General features: G+C 47.1%; 13 protein-coding genes. 3 read left to right on the top strand and 10 right to left on the bottom strand.

Annotated elements, in window-relative coordinates:
• Positions 1 to 662 precede the first annotated feature (662 nt).
• Both AC55NX_RS16185 and AC55NX_RS16180 read left to right on the top strand, forming a co-directional pair.
• On the top strand, positions 663 to 1,541 hold the full coding sequence (locus tag AC55NX_RS16185; RefSeq protein WP_496996671.1) for a HEPN domain-containing protein: 879 nt from the start codon (positions 663 to 665) through the stop codon (positions 1,539 to 1,541).
• Positions 1,538 to 1,741 carry a hypothetical protein gene (locus AC55NX_RS16180; RefSeq protein ID WP_496996670.1) on the top strand — a complete coding sequence of 68 codons (204 nt, stop codon included), beginning with the start codon at positions 1,538 to 1,540 and terminating at the stop codon, positions 1,739 to 1,741. The genes AC55NX_RS16185 and AC55NX_RS16180 overlap by 4 nt, the downstream gene beginning before the upstream one ends.
• A 347-nt stretch (positions 1,742 to 2,088) precedes the next feature.
• On the opposite strand, the gene AC55NX_RS16175 is transcribed toward AC55NX_RS16180, so the two are convergent.
• The 4 genes from AC55NX_RS16175 to AC55NX_RS16160 form a co-directional block, all read right to left on the bottom strand.
• The gene (locus AC55NX_RS16175; RefSeq protein ID WP_496996669.1) at positions 2,089 to 3,060 is read right to left on the bottom strand and encodes a hypothetical protein; all 972 of its coding nucleotides are present in this window, start codon (positions 3,058 to 3,060) and stop codon (positions 2,089 to 2,091) included.
• Positions 3,061 to 3,074: 14 nt separating this feature from the next.
• On the bottom strand, positions 3,075 to 4,604 hold the full coding sequence (locus AC55NX_RS16170; RefSeq protein WP_496996668.1) for a hypothetical protein: 1,530 nt from the start codon (positions 4,602 to 4,604) through the stop codon (positions 3,075 to 3,077).
• Positions 4,605 to 4,641: 37 nt separating this feature from the next.
• Positions 4,642 to 4,941: a hypothetical protein gene (locus AC55NX_RS16165; protein WP_496996667.1), complete on the bottom strand. Its 300-nt coding sequence runs from the start codon at positions 4,939 to 4,941 to the stop codon at positions 4,642 to 4,644.
• A 67-nt stretch (positions 4,942 to 5,008) separates the two neighbouring features.
• Positions 5,009 to 5,443, bottom strand: coding sequence for a hypothetical protein (locus AC55NX_RS16160; RefSeq protein ID WP_496996666.1), 435 nt, complete (start codon positions 5,441 to 5,443; stop codon positions 5,009 to 5,011).
• Positions 5,444 to 5,592: 149 nt separating this feature from the next.
• Between AC55NX_RS16160 and AC55NX_RS16155 the strand changes: the two genes are divergently transcribed.
• Positions 5,593 to 5,958 carry a hypothetical protein gene (locus AC55NX_RS16155; protein ID WP_496996665.1) on the top strand — a complete coding sequence of 122 codons (366 nt, stop codon included), beginning with the start codon at positions 5,593 to 5,595 and terminating at the stop codon, positions 5,956 to 5,958.
• 412 nt (positions 5,959 to 6,370) lie between these two features.
• Here the strand turns inward: AC55NX_RS16155 and AC55NX_RS16150 are convergent, their stop codons facing one another.
• From AC55NX_RS16150 to AC55NX_RS16125, 6 genes are all read right to left on the bottom strand, one after another.
• Positions 6,371 to 7,498: an alpha/beta hydrolase family protein gene (locus tag AC55NX_RS16150; RefSeq protein ID WP_496996664.1), complete on the bottom strand. Its 1,128-nt coding sequence runs from the start codon at positions 7,496 to 7,498 to the stop codon at positions 6,371 to 6,373.
• Positions 7,499 to 7,509: 11 nt separating this feature from the next.
• Entirely contained in the window at positions 7,510 to 10,626 is a 3,117-nt protein-coding gene (locus AC55NX_RS16145) for a beta-ketoacyl synthase N-terminal-like domain-containing protein (protein WP_496996663.1), read from the bottom strand.
• A gap of 1 nt (position 10,627) precedes the next feature.
• On the bottom strand, positions 10,628 to 13,876 hold the full coding sequence (locus tag AC55NX_RS16140) for a non-ribosomal peptide synthetase (RefSeq protein WP_496996662.1): 3,249 nt from the start codon (positions 13,874 to 13,876) through the stop codon (positions 10,628 to 10,630).
• Positions 13,877 to 14,578: 702 nt separating this feature from the next.
• On the bottom strand, positions 14,579 to 15,625 hold the full coding sequence (locus AC55NX_RS16135; protein ID WP_496996661.1) for a hypothetical protein: 1,047 nt from the start codon (positions 15,623 to 15,625) through the stop codon (positions 14,579 to 14,581).
• A 58-nt stretch (positions 15,626 to 15,683) separates the two neighbouring features.
• The gene (locus AC55NX_RS16130; RefSeq protein ID WP_496996660.1) at positions 15,684 to 16,448 is read right to left on the bottom strand and encodes a lamin tail domain-containing protein; all 765 of its coding nucleotides are present in this window, start codon (positions 16,446 to 16,448) and stop codon (positions 15,684 to 15,686) included.
• A gap of 130 nt (positions 16,449 to 16,578) precedes the next feature.
• Positions 16,579 to 17,484 carry an N-acetylmuramidase family protein gene (locus AC55NX_RS16125; protein WP_496996659.1) on the bottom strand — a complete coding sequence of 302 codons (906 nt, stop codon included), beginning with the start codon at positions 17,482 to 17,484 and terminating at the stop codon, positions 16,579 to 16,581.
• Between the last annotated feature and the right edge of the window lie 72 nt (positions 17,485 to 17,556).

Genomic DNA, 17,556 nt, shown 5'->3' with positions numbered 1-17,556 from the left:
CTCGATTTGACGCACAATTGGGTTTTTCGATTTCAGAGGCATTGGTGCTCAGTGCGCCAGTTCATCTTTCAGAGATGAAAGACGAACCAGAAAATCTTTTTTTGTTTGACTTAGTCGCACGTTGTCCAGAACCGGCTTTTACGGGCGTCCTGCCCGGAAAAGCCTAACCATTCTCCCGGAATGGTTTTCTTGGTTGAGCGGTTGATTTGAGTAAAGTGAAACATCAAGAAGGCCAATTTTATCTCTGAACTCAGGGTGAAAAATCCAAGGATGGATTTTTCAGGATTGCCTGAGCAGGATGCGAATCAATCCGACCCTGATTCGGTGCGCTGAACCCAAACCTCAGGCATTTTTGGGTACTTTTTCGGCCATGAAAAAGTACCTGGGGCGCGTTCGAGGATGCTAATGAAATCGAGGAAAGTGATTGCGTCCCAAACACCTGCATCACAAGTTTTATCTTCCCAGCCACCGGCTCCCAAATTTGACGCACAATTAGTTTTTTCGATTTCAGAGCACCGAGATCAAAAGAATAATGGCTACTGCTTTGAATTGAATCGCATTTTCTCTCAAGGATCGATGTAATCCGGGGAGAAGTCGTATTCTTTGTTACCGCCTTCTTTTATGCTAGCGTTATTCATCCACAGCAAACCCAATGCCGGATTATGAAAACTGCACTCGATCATCTACCCGAATACAAACAGCATGAGCTTGCGACGATCTCGACGATTCTGCGCGATACGCTGGAAGACTATCTTGAAGGCAAAAAAGGCAGTAAGAGTGAGTTTCGGATCCTGAAAATTATTCTGTTTGGCAGCCATGCCAAAGGGTGCTGGGTCAATGATCCAGCCAATGGTTATATCAGTGATTACGATATTTTAGTGATTGTGAATAAGGCCGCCTTGGTCGAGGACTATGTGGTCTGGCAACGGGCTGAAGAGCAAATTGACCGCAAAGTAAAATCAGCCCCGCTTGGTTTGATTGTCCACGATTTGCAGGAAGTCAACGAGCGACTGCAACAGGGGCATTATTTTTTTAGTGATATTCGTGAAGAGGGAATCGAGCTGTTTGCTGCTACTCCAAAACCGCTGGCGATCCCGGGACATTTGAGCGAGGAAGAACTGCGAGATATTGCTCGTAAGCATTATGAACAATGGTCTGAAAGTGCCTCTCAGTTTTTTGCTTTATATGAAATTACCATGGCAAAGAATTGGTTGAAAAAGGCGGCTTTTCTGCTTCATCAAGCAACTGAACATCTTTTCTCTTGTACACTATTGGTGTGTACGAATTACCTGCCAAAGTCTCACAATATTGAAAAGCTGGGGAAATTGTGCGCACAAATTGATCCTGAGTTTACGACTATTTTCCTGCTCGACAGCCAATTCCATCGGCGGAGTTTTCGTCGTCTGCAACGGGCGTATATTGATGCCCGTTATTCGGAGCACTACGAGATTACCGAAGAAGAATTGAATTATCTGGCGATTGAAGTGCAGCGTTTACAAGCACTGGTGGAGCAGGTTTGTCAGGAGAGGATAGGGGATTGAGCGCTGTCGTTTTACCTTCCCAGCCTCCGGCTCCCAAATTTGACGCACAATTGGTTTTTTCGATTTCAGAGGCATTGGCGTTCAGTGCGCCAGTTCATCTTTCAGAGATGAAAGACGAACCAGAAAATCTTTTTTTGTTTGACGGCGTCGCACGTTGTCCAGAACCGGCTTTTACGGGCGTCCTGCCCGGAAAAGCCTAACCATTCTCCCGGAATGGTTTTCTTGGTTGAGCGGTTGATTTGCTGTCGTGAAACATTTTTAAAGCGAAGCCAAATTGATCGATGCTCTCAGGGTGAAAAATCCCGGATGGATTTTTCAGGATTGCCTGAGCAGGATGCGAATCAATCCGACCCTGATTCGGTGCGCTGAACCCAAACCTCAGGCATTTTTGGGTACTTTTTCGGCCATGAAAAAGTACCTGGGGCGCATCCGGTGATGTTGATGAAACCGAGGTAAGTCATTGCGCACCAAACACCTGCATCACAAGTTTTATCTTCCCAGCCACCGGCTCCCAAGGATGGCGTGAAATATAAAAACCGCCAATGACTCATTCATTCCAAAACCACGTCACCGCCTTATCCAGTGCCGGTGGATTGAGGACATCATACAAAATAGAACACTTGTCGGTTGCCAGAGTATGGGGATCCCGATAAACAATGCCGAGCTCTAAACATTGTGCCTGAAGAATAGGGGGCAGTTGTTTCAGTTGCATCATCACTTGTTTGAGCGCGATTTGCGCGCGTTCTGGCTGTGGGTGATTGAGGAACTCTGACACGATCCGATACATTGGATTGCGCTGCTGTCTGGCCTCGATACCGGTGGCAAACGCCTTGCCCCATTGCAGCCGGGTGCCGTATCGGTAGCAGCGGACTGAATGCATGATCAGCCAATAGATTTCTCGTTCAGCCTCAGGCGCAGGCCAGCGGTAATGACGAAGGCAGGCAAATAGCGCGACGGCAAATTTACGCTGCGCATCGGGATCCGAGTGGACCAATGCCCGCATGATGGCATCATTGATGCGATTGAAAATTCGTTCCTCATCCGCGGGAGAGGCTGGGACTGGGACACGTTGAAACGAGGGGGCGGTTGAGTGCGTGGTCGTGCGTGGTTGTCTGTCCGTGGCAAACTTCTGTTGTTTGAGCCAACGTTCATTCAGACGACCGCCACCGAGCCAATCGACGTGGTTGAGCGGATTAATCGGCCAGCGCTGCGGAGATTGCCGTAAGTGCTGATCCTGCGGAGCAAATGCTTGATGTGCCTGTCCTTGGTGAGTCTGTAACTGATGAGACTGTAGCGAGGACGAGACCGAATCGCTTGCTTGCTGCGTCAGGGTTGTATCGTTGACTGGCCGCTTCTCAGGTGCTGAATCATTTGATGGCGTGGTCGTCGGATATCCCAGCAGCTTCGGATTGGCTGTGAGATAAGCGAGTTGGTAGGCTAGTTGTTGGGCGAGTGCCGGTTCAGCCTTTGCCATTAATGCGGCACTCAAGGCCGCATAATACAGTCGTTCTGCTTTCATACCACCTCCAGAACTTATTCTGTCTGCGGCGCCTTCAGCGCTTTGACTGAACTGTTGTATTGCGGCAGTGCTTCGACAAATCGATTGATGACTTGCTCGGCAACAGCGGCTTCGACGGGCGGATCACCGATGTATGTATCGACTTCAGTGCGAATATGCCCGCCACTCAGAGCATCTTTTTCTTGTTGAACCACAATCGCATGAATGGACTGACAAAAAGCAAAAGCGTCGGTTTTGCAATAAATTCGATGCTGGCTGCTGGTATTACCGCCATCCTGATAACGCGGGGAGGCATAAGAAACCATGTAAGGTTGTGTGGTGGGATCATTGCCAATCAATTCTTCGCACGAAAAAAGCACAAAGTCGGTCGAACGGTATTGTTCCATCATGTGATTACAGATGGGCAAATCAGCTTCAATGGCTAAGTTATAGTCACAGAAGAATACATCAACCCCGGGAATTAAGTTGCGGATCATGGTATCGAAGGCAATTTGGACACCGTCCGGCAAACCGTCTTGCTCCGGCAGCTGCTGGTAACTTGCCGATTTGACGGAGTAGGCTTTTCTCCAGCGCGCCAGCATACCCTCACCGGTTGATCTGTCGCGGTTTTTATAGGCAACTTTGTAGCCGTTGTCGAACAAGTCCTCTACGTCCGGCTGATCAGTGAGGAAAGCAAAGTGACGGCCATCAGCGGCTTCACATAAGCGAAATAGCAATTGTCTCATTCTCTTTCTCCAAGTTGAGTCATGACAAGGTGATCCTAAAGGTTCAGGCGGAGATAAACTTGGCTGAATGAATGAGTAATGACTGTTTTCTGATGAAGTTGTGAGTGCCGGTGTTGATGAAGTTCGGGCTGTCGTTGGTAATGGTGCCGGATTGAGAACCGCGGATGCCCGCAGCACATGACGGATACCGGTCAGTTGGCGTAGATGCGGGATGAGCCAGACATGTTCGATAAAAGGATGATGTGCTTCATCGTCATCCTCATGATCATCGTTTGAATGATGCTCTGCCTCGGGTGGCGGAGAGATATGAGGGGCTCTCGGGCGCTCGAGCAAGTGAGGAACGAGCGGCGGGGCGACAGGGACGCTATTCCCGGGTAAACACGATGTTTTCGAGGACGAGAGTGTCGGTTCCACGGGGGAATGGGTTACAAACGCTTCTGCCGGCATCGCATGCAAATAATGGGGTAAGTTCTGTAAAAAGTCCTGATAGGGATTACATTGTTCGGGAAATGAAGCAATCTCGCCCGGCTCCGGATCGGATGGTGCTGAGTGAGATGTCTCCGCTTTTGCAAGAGCATCCGGTGTGGTTTGTGCTCTAGGGGAGGTGACAGGCGTTGCATCCTGCTCTGGCTGTTGTGCCGTGGCGTTCGTTGATCGCGTCATGGCTTCAGTCATCTGCGGCGGTTGTGGCACCGTGTTTTGAGTGGCCGGGGTCTTTACGAGTGAGCGCTGTTTCGACGCACGCCTCGCGGTACGGCGGACGATGTGAAAACCGGACGGAACCCAAATAATGCGTGTGATTCGAACGCGTCTCATCATCTTTCCTTCCGTACCTGTGAAGATTACTGTGTCGGGGTTATTTCAACTGGCTGGTAATAGCCTGAAATACCTGATTTACCACTTTTTGGACCTCGGCTTTCGCCATGATTTGTAGGGTTTCCATCTCTGCGGTCAGGAGCGCTTTTTCGCGTTCGATTTCGATTTGAAACTCTTCTGGCGTCAGGTCGCCATTGTGCAGTGCGGTCTCTAGTGCCTCAAATTCTTCCTGCTTTTGGGCCAGACTCGTCTTGAGTGCGTTTTCGATAGTCGATTGTAAGGGGGACTGCCCGAATTGCGCTGTAATCTGATCGATGACGGTATCTATAGAAAAAGGCATAGCGACTCCTTTGTTTGTGATGAATTATGATTTGTGAGCAATGATTGATGAGACTGCGTGATTCATGTCAGGGATGGGCAGCTTTTTTCGCTAACTCACCCTGTGCGATGGTGTTGATCAACTGCTGATACTGCGCGCGGTGACGTTTGAGCAGAAAATCAGAGAGATGACCACTTTTCCGGTGTTGCTGCATGTCCTGTTGCCAGAGTTTTGCCAGAATTTGTGCTTGTTTGTAGGTTTCTTCATTCATTTGCCGCCACTCCTGAAGCCGGACGAATCCGCGAATCGTGACATCAATATCCAAATATTGAGGCTGAAATTGCTGATACTGACGCTGCGTTGCCGGCAGAGCCGACATCTGCAAATACAGCCGGTCGATTTGGTTATTGATTTGCTGAAGTTGATTCAGGGTTTGCGGATCAAATTCAGCAACGAGTTGAACTGAGCATCCCGATAGCAAGAGGAGCAGCGTAAAAAGCCAGCGTGAAGGTATTTTGAACATAGGGTTTTTCCTGATAAACAACGTGGTTTGATTATGTTATTTCTGCGCTGAAATACCCGGTGAAATGGGGGAATATATCCGTTGTTTCACCGATAGTTTGTGAAAAGGAAAAGCTAAAATGAATCGTAGGTTGTGTTGAGGAGCATCCGATGACCGATACGAGTAAGCTTTTACAGCAGGTAGAAAAAGCGTTCAAACCGAAGCCACCGAAACAACAGCAGAAACTGAATCCGAAGCAGTTGGCGCAGATGGCGAAGGTTAAGTCGTCCATTCATTTGTTCCGGCTGAAACTGGCGACTCTTGATCGGGTGAAAGATGAGTCGGATAAATTGATTCAGGAGCTGATTAAAACCTTTATTCAACAGATCCCGAAACAAATTGAACAGGCGACATCCGGACTCGCACAACCTGTAGATGCCGATGATTCATCGCCAGGTCCCGTTGAAGATCAGGCTGTAGAGCAAAGTTACAAAAGTCACCGACAGTCCCATGATGCTGAGCATTCTGACGGCTGACTCCGGATAATAGTTTTGCAAATTGGGAAACAGAAAAGAGACATAACAAATCGCCGGAATACCCAGATAGAAACTGCCGAGATCAGGTGAAAGGGGGCGATGATAAAAATACGTCAGCATGATGGCATACAATACATAGTAAGCCGTGAAGCGCCATTGTGATATATCAAATGACTTCCAGCGGAAAAGTACAATCATCAGCGGTAAAAATACCCATATCATGATTCACACGTCCTAAAGGAAAATAGATGAGCTTCACTCAGAATTTTATGCAAATGAATGCTTATAGCGTAGCACAGTTTGATCGTAACGAGGATGAGATTTGCCTGCTCATGCATCACCGTGTAATTACATGTCAGTCATGTATAAAAATGAGCCTTGCGAATGCAAGGCTCATGCTGTTTTCCGGCGGTTATCCAGTCACTAAACCGGCTTGTTTGCTTGATATTGGTGCGTTGGCATTCTCTTGGCGATTGACTAATCGCTCGGTCAGCCAGTCGGCTGCCAGTGCGCAAGCCTCAGCATTGGCATTATGCGCGTTGTGTTCCGCGCCTTTAAAGAATACTTGCTGTTTATCGGTTGTAGTCGCTTCTTCATAAATGCGCTTGACGTTCGACGACGGAATTAAAAAGTCCGGACGGTTGTGAATAATCAAGAGCGGACGGTCAACTTTGGCGGACAGTGTATCCATCGAGAAGCGGTCGACAAATGGGTAGACGTCATCAATTGCCACTTTACCGCGATAGGCAAATACAGCTTCAAACTGAGGGTGTTCTTTGACACTGCTCGTCAGCTCGTAGCCGCCGCCCATACAGACAATCGCTTTGATCTTATCCCGATATGCCGCTGCGGTTCTGGCTACCAGTAATCCACCCATACATAAACCATATAAAGCGATATCGTTGCTTACATCATTTCGGTTAAGCAAGTAGTCAATCATCACCTCATGTGCCTGTTCTGATTCCGGTTCAACACCGATGCCATAATGATAGAATGTTTCTCCCTGCCCCGGGCCGTCGATATTCAAGACCGCGATTCCCCGTTCAAGAAAGTGGGTAATCACATAATGAACTTCTTCTTTAAAGCCGGTAATACCGCCGGTCGCAATCACGACCGGGACATCATCGCTGCAATTTAAAGGCTTCATCAGCCAGCCGACCAGTTTTCCTTCCCGGTAGGGAATTTCGGTTCGTTCTGCACTAAAGCGAGTATCGAGTGACAGGGCGCGGGAAAAAATTTCCAACTCTTTTTGATATAACTCCGCCTTTTCGTCATCAAACTCCAGAATCCCGTAATGGGAGATCCGGTATAACGCGGCCGCTTTATACGAGAGCTGGCAGGCACTGAGCTGATGTCCTGCCGCCTGTTTTTCTAAAGCGACTTCATCGAGGTGGTTCGCCAGTGAGCGGCAGACTTCGACGCAGTCTTCACCTTTACGATTGACCCGGTAGTCAATTTTTTGATAGTCAGAAAAATCAATCCCCCGGGCGTTTAATCTGGCCGGTGTTTGTCCTTTTGGTAATGGGCGTGGTTGAGTCATTATAATTTCTCCTAGGCTGCGACGGTTACGGTGAGCAATTCATGCAGGATGTCGGCAATGACATCGACATTTTCTTTGTCCAGCATGGTGTAATGGGTGCCGGGAACCACGAACTCTTTGATCGTGGATTGAGCAAAACATTGCCATTGGGCGATTTCGGTGCCTTCAACCAAGGAGATGTTCAGCACATCGAGTATCTCTTGGGGTTGGAACACTGCCGCTTTGAAGAAGATTAAATCTGCTTTCAGTTTTTCGGATGGCATATGCGTTCTTAAGGTATTGTGATTGCTGCGCCATAATTCGTAGTACAGTTTGAATTCTTCGGTACTGAATCCCCAAGGTACCCAGCCTTTCTGTTTGAGGTAATCGACCACGTCTTCAAGTGTGTCACTTTTCATATCATTGAGCGGTTCTTTGGTGTTAAAGAACATGCCGCAGATGACAGGGAACGAATCCAGAAACTGCTGTTCGCTGAAGACCGTGTTTGAGAAGTATGCTTGTGGCGGGTGGCTGTCAAACATGATCACTTGCTCGATAGTTCTGCCCGCTTGTTCGAACTGAAGCGCCATTTCCAGTGCGGCATTGCCACCGAATGAGTGACCGGCAAGGATCAGATTGCCGCCGGGGTAAAGTGCGGTGATTTTCTCGTTATAGTGGCGGGCTAAATCACACATGGAGACAATGTCATTACCTTCATCGCGGAAGGGGTACTGAATCCCATAAACGGGGTGTCCTTCCGGTAGCCGACGCGCCAATTCTTTACAGCCCATAACGGTGCCGCCTGCCGGGTGAATCAGGAAGACCGGGGCGAGATTGCCTTGGTCGTTAAAGCAGACAATATGTTCATCCAGCGTAGAATGTTCACCGATATGTTTGAGGTTATAAATCACCTCAGAGAGTTTATTCAGAGTATTGTTCTCAATAAATGTTTTGTTCGACAGCGAGATCTCATAGAAGTCTTCTAACTCAACGTTCATCTGTAACGCGGTAAAGGAATCTCCGCATAACTCATAAATATCGGTGGTTTCTGCGCAAGGGATCGCTTCGCCCAAATCATCGAACCAGAGTTGCCGGATTTTGTCTTGGATACTTTCCACTGTGATGGCTGAGTCGTCAGAAACGGGCTGCTCAGTATCCGGTTGGCTGGTGAGCGCGTTGCGGCCATAAGTCGGTTCAATTTCAAACACGGTCTGCTCAAATGCATAGCCCGGCAGTGAGACTTTTCGGACTGACTGAGTCGCATAGAGTTTTTCCCAACGGATGGTCAGCCCCTGTTGCCATAACCAGCAGAGCATATTGAACACATCATTGTTGCTCAGATAGGAAATTTCGCAGTCGGTCTCCGCCACTTTTTTGCTTTCTGCGTTGTAAGCATGAATCATTACTTTATCGATCAATTCATTGGTATAGATCATTTCAACTTCTAACGGCTCAACGACCATTTGTTCGCACAATTCCGCCAGAAAACGGTGTTTTTCCGACAGTTCAGCGAAGTTAAAATAATCGGCACTGTTGATGAAGGTTTCCGATAAGCTCAGTTCCTGAGTTTGGTAAATTTTAATCCGACAAATTCCGCTGGGTTGGTACACGTTACTTTCGGTCAGTACAGCGAGGTTATGGCGTACCTCTGCAATGTTTTCGGCTTCAATCCAATAGCGATGAGGGAAGTGATGTCTTCCGGCTGCCAGCGTATAGGCAACATCTGCCAAATCTTGATCGGTGTAATACTGAGCCGCCGCTACGATTTGCTGACCGTTACGAATCAAATCTTGTACTGTCCGGCCGGACAGTAAGATGTGTTGTGGTTTGGTTGGTGCATGTGACGAAGGTTGCTGATAGATATCTCCCGACTCAACAATCATATGTGCATTGGTGCCACCTAGTCCGAAAGAGCTGACTGCCGCATAGCGTATGGCGGCGTCATCATGCCAGTCGGCCAGTTGCGTGTTGATTTCCAACGGACTGTTGTCGAGTTCAAGCAGTGGATTCGGTTGATTAAAATGAATCTGAGGCAGCAAGGTATGATTTTTCATCATCAGGGCGACTTTGATCAATCCGGTAATCCCTGAAGCGGTATCGGTATGACCGATATTGGCTTTGACGGAGCCCAGTTTCACTTTCTGGCCTTGATGACCGGTATAAACGTCTCTGAGAGCATTGATTTCAATCGGGTCACCCAGTTTGGTGCCGGTGCCGTGGGTCTCCACATAACTGATCTGACTGGCATCGAGGCCGGATAGACTCAGCGCATCTTCAATCACTCGGGACTGTCCGGAAATGCTGGGGGAGGTGAAGCCCATTTTATCCTGACCATCGTTATTGATTGCTGATCCTTTGATCACACAGTAGATCTGGTCGCGGTCGCGTAATGCGTCTTCAAGCAATTTCAGAACAACAATGCCACAGCCATCACTGACGACGGTACCACAGGCGTCTTGATCAAACGGACGGCAGTGACCGTCAGGCGACAAGATGCCGCCATCAAGGTATTTATAACCGGCTTTGACGGGGAATCGAATGGTAATGCCTCCCGCCATGGCGATATCACACTCACCGTTGAGCAGACTCTGGCAGGCCATATGGACAGCCACCAGTGAGGTTGAGCATCCGGTTTGAACGGTCATGGCCGGACCACGAAGGTTCAGCGCGTGTGAGACCCGCGTGCAGAGAAAATCTTTCTCATTGCCGAGGACGACCGGGTATTGATTGATTTCATGGCGATAATCTGAATTAAAAATATGGTGAGACAGATACGTATTTGAACTGCTGCCGCCATACAGTGCAATGTCACCCTGGTAGGTGAATGGATCACACCCTGCATCTTCCAATGCGTGCCACGCGGTTTGTAAAAAAATCCGCTGTTGTGGGTCAGTTAATAGCGCGTCCCGGTTCGAGATATTAAAAAACTTATTATCAAATGCGGTTGCATGATTGATGATACCAGCCCGTTTGACGTAGTTTGCGTCCTGACTGTACCAAGGGTCACTTTCTTGCAACTCTTCATCGGTGAATGTGGTTAAACACTCTTTGCCGTGTTTGAGGTTGTCAAAAAAGTCTTGAATATTATCAGCCTGTGGGTATTTGCCTGCAATCCCGATGATTGCTACCTCTATGCCATTCTTTTCCATCTTATGCACCATTTAATTGGGGTTGACGTTGTCTTCTGGTTTTTAATTGATTGATTCTTTTCTGCGCTCTTGCCGTTTTTTGCGAACTGTTCTTTTTGTCGGGCGCCGTTGTGGCTTTATCGGATAATGTTGTGGTTTTATCTGATAAAAATCGAGATAAGCTGCGGATATTCCTGTATTTAAATAAGTCAGTGACTAACAGCTGACCGGGGTAGCGTTGGTTCAGTTGCTGATAAACTTTCAAGATAGAGCTGGAGTTCCCTCCCATGGTGAAGAAATCACTTTCCAGATCAATTTCATCGAAGCCGAGAATTTTCTGCCAAATCGACAAAATGGTGATTTCTGTTTCGGACTCGGCAACCTGATTTCGGACGGTCGGTAAGAGTTGGGTTGAAATGTCATGCAACCGCTTCATATCGACTTTGTTATTGACAGTCAGTGGTATTTCATCGGTGAGATAAAATTGTTGCGGAATCATATATTCCGGTAGATCGGCTGCGATATCCTGAACAATCTGTTCGTAGCTAATCGGTGCGTTCACCAATAAGTAAGCGATGAGAATGGTGTCATTGTCGGTTTTTTGGGTGGTCACAAATGCGTGAGAGACCGCCTCAATTCGCGATAGTTTGGCCTGAATGTCACCCAGTTCAATCCGGAATCCGCGTATTTTGACCTGATGGTCAATGCGACCGAGATAGTCAATTTCTTGATCACTGATAAAGCGTGCCAGATCACCGGAGCGATACAAACGCAGCGTTTCCCCACCCAGTGTTTTTTCGATGAATTTTTCTGCCGTGAGTTCGGGACGGTTGAAATACCCTTTGGCTAATCCTTCTCCGGCGACATACATTTCTCCCGGCCAGCCAATCGGTAACGGATGGCCGAATGCATCCATAACAACGACGCCTAAATCATTCAGGGGCATTCCGATCAGGCTCCCCCGGTCTTCAAGGCAATCTTGTTGGGTTAACTGACGATAGGTGACATGAACCGTTGTTTCCGTAATGCCGTACATGTTGATCAGTCTGACGCGTTCTCCGTAGGTGTTATACCACGGTAATAAGCTTGCCAGATTGAGGGCTTCACCACCGAACACCACCACCCGTAGCTGATGCAGTGAGAGTTGATTGCGAATACAACTTTCACTGAAGCGGGAAAAGGCGGTCGGTGTCTGGTTGAGGACGGTCACTTGTTCTTGTTCGACCAGCTGTGAGAATTCTTCAGGGCTGCGCGAGATCAGATAAGGCACAATCACGAGACGGCCACCGTAGAGCAGAGCACCAAAGATTTCCCAAACTGAGAAATCAAAAGCAAATGAGTGGTAAAGCGTCCAGACGTCCGCGTCAGAAAAATTGAAACTATCGTCGCTGGTGGTAAACAGGCGGACGACATTGCGGTGACAAATCTGGACACCTTTGGGTTTACCGGTTGAGCCGGAGGTATAAATGATATAGGCCAGATCTTCACTGTCCGGTAAGTATGGCATCAGCGAGCCGGTTGGTGTTTGCTGTGCCAGAGCATCGAGATCGGGCACGATGACCCGTTCCAGCAACGGCTCAAATCTTGCGGTGAGGCTCTCTTCCACCAAGCCGTTGACGGCCTGAATATCGGATAAAATATCACCAACGCGACTATCGGGATACGCGGGGTTAATCGGCACATAACAGGCACCGCATTTCAGTACGGCAAGAAGCGCGACAATCATGTCGGGTCCGGGATTGAAGCATAGCGGGATTTTGTCACCGCGCTTCACGCCATATCCGATCAGCTGGTGGGCCAAATTGTCGGCCAGACGGAATAATGATCGATAGGTGAGTTGGGTGTCGTTGTAGCGAATCGCCAGATGATCGGGATACTTTGCCGCGGTTTCATTCAGCCAGTCCACCAGTGTGCGATTGGTGGTGCCGGGTTGGGTTGTCAACGGGCGCAATGCTTTGTTAGTGGTGAAACTAAATTCGGAGAGTGCGCGTTCCGGTTGTTGCAGACAGACGTCGGAAAAATGGACAAAGTTCGCCAAAATACCTTCAGCGGTCTCATGACTGACTACGTTATCTTTATGGAGGAGAAAAACATCAAATGCGTCAGTGGTTTCTTCCGCCACCATCAGTAAATCAAACTGGCAATCAATTTGATCGATGTTGAAGGGCTCAAGAGTCGTCTGATCGACGGTGATGGATTGCCCTTGAGAACCGTAAAGTAAAGAGGACAGACTGCCCTGATAAGGTTGTGAGAGCGTTTGGAAATTGAAGCACACATTAAACAGCGGGTTGGCGCTGAGTGAGCGTTCCGGTGCGCAGGATTCAACGATCCGCTTCAAGGGAAGCCGGCTATGATGCAGCGCGTTCAACATGATCTCATTGCCTGTTAAGAGCGTGTCGTTGACGGTCTGTTCCGGAGAAAAATGGTAGGGGATTGGCAGTACATTTACTGCATAGCCCAAGCCGACCTGCGGGTAATTTTTCCGCATACTGACGGATAAGCCCATGCAAAACTCGGCTTGCCCACTCAGACGATATAATGTCATGGCAAATATCTGACTGAGTAAACGTGCAGGGCTGAGACTGGCGTGGTTACAGTATTGTTTAATGCTCGAATACAGGTTGCCTTTGATTCGGGTCTTACAAATACTGCCATTAAATTCATTTTGAGATGGCGTATTCGGTAATAACTCAAGCGCGTTTTTTTTCTGCTTTAATTGTTCTGACCAGAAATGAATATCATCCTGATATTTCTGACTATCAATATATTCGGATTGTAATTCGCTAAGTGTCCGTGGTGAGAATGAATGCTGAGTATCGCTTCCAAATAGCTGCTTAATGATAGTTTCAATAAAATGAAAATCAGAAATAATATGATGTACTCTAATGACAATGAGATTTTTGTCTGTGTTTTGATTGAGGTGAACCTTGATTAAATAGTGATCTATTTTTAAATCAAATTTTTCTTTTAATACATTATGAATGAACTCATCTTCATTCATTTCTTGATGATATTTGATGATGTCATCAATATTAAAACATGGGGAAGTATATTTTAATAATTCAGATTCGGTTGATCTAAAGTAACTTCTTAATTCATCATTCTGATTGATGATATCAATAAGTTTTTGACACAAATCTTTTATATTTGTTTGTTTTTCAAGTTTAAATGCGACCCTGAGTTCATTCTCCCTGCTGGTTGAATTAAACCCATCCACGAACCACATGGCTTCTTGGGCGCACGAAACGACATAGCCTTCGGTACTATTCATACTGACGAATTCCTGTAAATCTAATTGTTTTATATATTCAATTGTAATAATTTACCAATGATATTTTTACATGCAGATGTATTTATCAATTTGATATAAAAATTATTACAATGAGGTGTTGGTTATTCTTATACTAGCTCTCGTGAATTTAATTTATTTAATTAATTTAACTATACAAATATCTATTAATCAGTGTATATATATAAATATGTACTCACAAATGAGTATTAATAATATAAACAACTAATATAAATATTTCGTATTCGATTGATAAAAAGTGTACATATTTTCATCATTGGATGAACACCCAATTAATGATGAAAGTAATCATTAAATAAGCAACATTTAAATGCACTCAGGTTCATTTCAATTTGTTTGATAAACTATACGCTTCTATTTAGAAGTCAAGAAATATTTTGTTACATTTAGGCGATTTTAAGTCTAGACGAGCTGTTATCATTTACAAGTTCATCGTTATTTATCGATAAATTATCTAATTTTGTGTTTTAGGTGGTGTTTTAATCTGATTTTTTTGATTTCATTGTTTTTATATGGTTTTTTATGTTGTTACATGTTGGAGGCTTGGAGGCTTGGAGGCTTGGAGGCTTGGAGGCTTGGAGGCTTGGAGGCTTGGAGGCTTGGAGGCTTGGAGGCTTGGAGGCATCATGACTTTAGCGCATCAAAAAAACGGACTGGTGAAGACTAAGGTGGGGTTGAATCTTTGGTTTCAGGTGTTTTCTTACGAATATTGTCGATGATCATATCGAGTGCGCTAAAGAGTACTTCAATGCTGTAGCCGGCGATAAAGGCCAATGCCATTGGCGAAAGCGTCATGGTGCCCATTTCTGGTTTGAGCAGCCAACCGGTGATCATCCCGGCCAGACAACCAAGAGTCAGTCGCAGGCGATAGCCGATTTCACGACTCGCGGTATAGGTCAGGGTTCTGATTTGTTGTAACAGGCTACGCAGGACAAAAATAAAGGCACCCAACAAACCATACATTAAAGGCAGGATATAGTTTTGTAACATTTGGAGTACGGACTGGGCTGCAATCAAATGGGTGGCAAAGTGGATGGTCCGTTCTTCCTGACCGGGCGGGATCTGCTGATCGGCCGGTGCCAGTTGAAAATCATTGCCGAGCATCCAGACTTGGTTCCAATATTGTAACAACTGATAACTGGCGCGGAGATGATTTTCGTAGAGCTCAGCTTTTTGAGGAGAAGAAGTCGCTGGTTGCTCTTGCGTGACCGGAGTTGATGACAGGGGCAAATGGGTATACTGCAACAGGGTTTGGGTTAGTCCGTAACCGAACAGGTAATAGATCTGGACGCTGAGTAGAATGATCAGAGTAAAGACGGTATAACGGCGATACCAGATAATGGTGCGATTGGCGCGAGGGGACTCGATTTGTCCGTTGACGGCATTGGGGACAACGGCTTTAATACTTTCGACGGTCACCGGCCAGACCTGACTGGCGAGTTTGTCATAGCAACTTAATAAGCGGCCTTCATCTTCTTCCCCCCAATTGCGGCTGTGCAGGTTGCTTTGCGCGTTGATAATGCCTGCTGCGATTTCCGGCTCAACATTCAAGTTCCCCGAACGGGCAACATAATGTAACAGTCGAATGCCGTCGTTGATCAGCGTTTGTGTCTCGAGCAGGGCAGACGTTGGTACTGTTTTATCAGAACTCGATGGCGGTTCTGTAGCCGCGCTCCCGGGGGAGCGACGACTGAATGCGCGAATAACCATATTGATGATCACTCATCTGTGTCTGTAACAATGCTGCTGAATGATGTTTTTTGCATGATTAATACGCAAAAAAAGCTATCTCACATCCAAGATGATCGGACAGCGCGCACATCCCTCCGCGATTGTTCCAGATCGCTTTCGGGCTATTGGCACTATATTCATTGGCAGCACTGGGGGGACGATTGGTATAGACCCGGACCGTCCCCGAGGGTTCAATAATCGCACCCGACGGGAAGGTAAAGCTGTGCGTATTGCTCTCAGAGGTGAGCTGCCACCCGGTGATATCAATACGATGCTCGGAGATGTTAGTTAATTCAACATATTCGTCACCCTCAGTTCTGAATTCATCGCCTTTATAGTGCACGTTAGATATCAGCACATGCATATGAGCCGCTTTCCCGTAAAGCCAGGTTGAGATGACTTCGCCGCTCTGATTGAACAGCGTGGCTGTATCACCATGATTGTTCCAGATCGAGCGGTTTGAATTAAAACTATGTCGGGCACCGGGCCGGGTATAAACCGTGACAGATTCACCGCCTCGGAGCAGGGTGTCCTCGGGGAAAATATAGTCTTGATGAGGGCTTCCGGCATTGATCTGCCACTGACTGATATCGCAAATGACATGGCCCCGGTTGGTGATGGTGATGGACTCATCTCCATCGGGCTCCCCGAGAAAATCCAGCCCGGTGATCTGGAGATAAAACTTCACTTGTAAATCGTTCAGTGCTGCCCAGAAGGCATCCATCTTCATTGCGTCCAAAGGGTAGGTTGACGCAATCTCTTGACTGAGCTGCTGTGTTTTCAAAATGATATCTGATGACACGGGTGTTCTCCTTTGTTGTTCGGTCCGTGATGGCAAGCGGGTCGCTTTTGCCGGAATATGGCGAATCTATCACCGATGGTTTATTCATATCGACTGATATGCGGTGATATCCATATATTCAGAGAGAATATCACTGTGCTGTATTATTTCTTTGATGATGTTCATAAGCCTGTTGTAACTTTTCATCATAGTGGTTTTCAGCATAACCCGGACCGTTGTAGTAACGGGCAAAGGTTGCCCAGTCGAGAGATTGAATAGCACTGAGCAGTTTCGAATTGGACTGAATAAAATGGACAAAGGCCATCAGATGATGGCGTTCTGCCAAAAACATATCCCGGACAAAACTTTCGACATCATCATAACCGGCACTTTGATGGTTGAACCCCATGATCTGATAGCGACCGTAAGACGCGGATTTCAAAGCGGCTTCCCGGTCCAGCGTCAGGGCTTGTTGCAATCGCTCATACTCTTTTTCGCCACCTGTATACAGTGAGCGATTCCATTTTTGAGAAGAAATATTCGGATGGGAGTCATCAAAGCGATGGTCACTGTATTTGGAGAACTGATGTGCTTCAAACAATAGGCAAGGTGCACCGGATGCAAAGAATCCACTGCCGGAGGATTCGACATCCGAGACGGCTTTGATCGCGGCTACCTCACATGAGAGGGTTGCGCTAGCATCCTGATAATCCTGTTCGCTGAGTCCTCTTTGGGGGGCTGATTCCGGTAGCGCCAGATCGGGGATATAAGCCGGAGTCGGCAGGAGTGCCTGTTTGAGTGCTTGTTCACTTTTACCGCCACAGTCGATACGGTTATCGGGGTGGCGATAGCCTAACAGGGTGGTCTGTAACAGCCCGATGGCCTGACAGGTCGGGGATTGATCGTGGGCATCAATAATTTGTCCGTCTTCGGCTAACGGTGTTGAAAGACCGATTTTACCGGCAATTCGATTCAGCGCTTTCTGGATATTCAACACATCTTCCGGGGTATTGTCTGCACCGTTGCCGACTGATGCCGTCAGTTCCAGCTCTTGCATGGTTCGCTCCTTGTATAATATGGATGAATACAAGGTCACAGTAATGGACAACACTGCTGAAATATTGGGGAA

The sequence above is a fragment of the Vibrio rubrogenes genome (assembly GCF_059641415.1).
The sequence above is the reverse complement of the archived record's forward strand: the minus strand, read 5'-3'. Positions and strand labels throughout refer to the sequence as shown.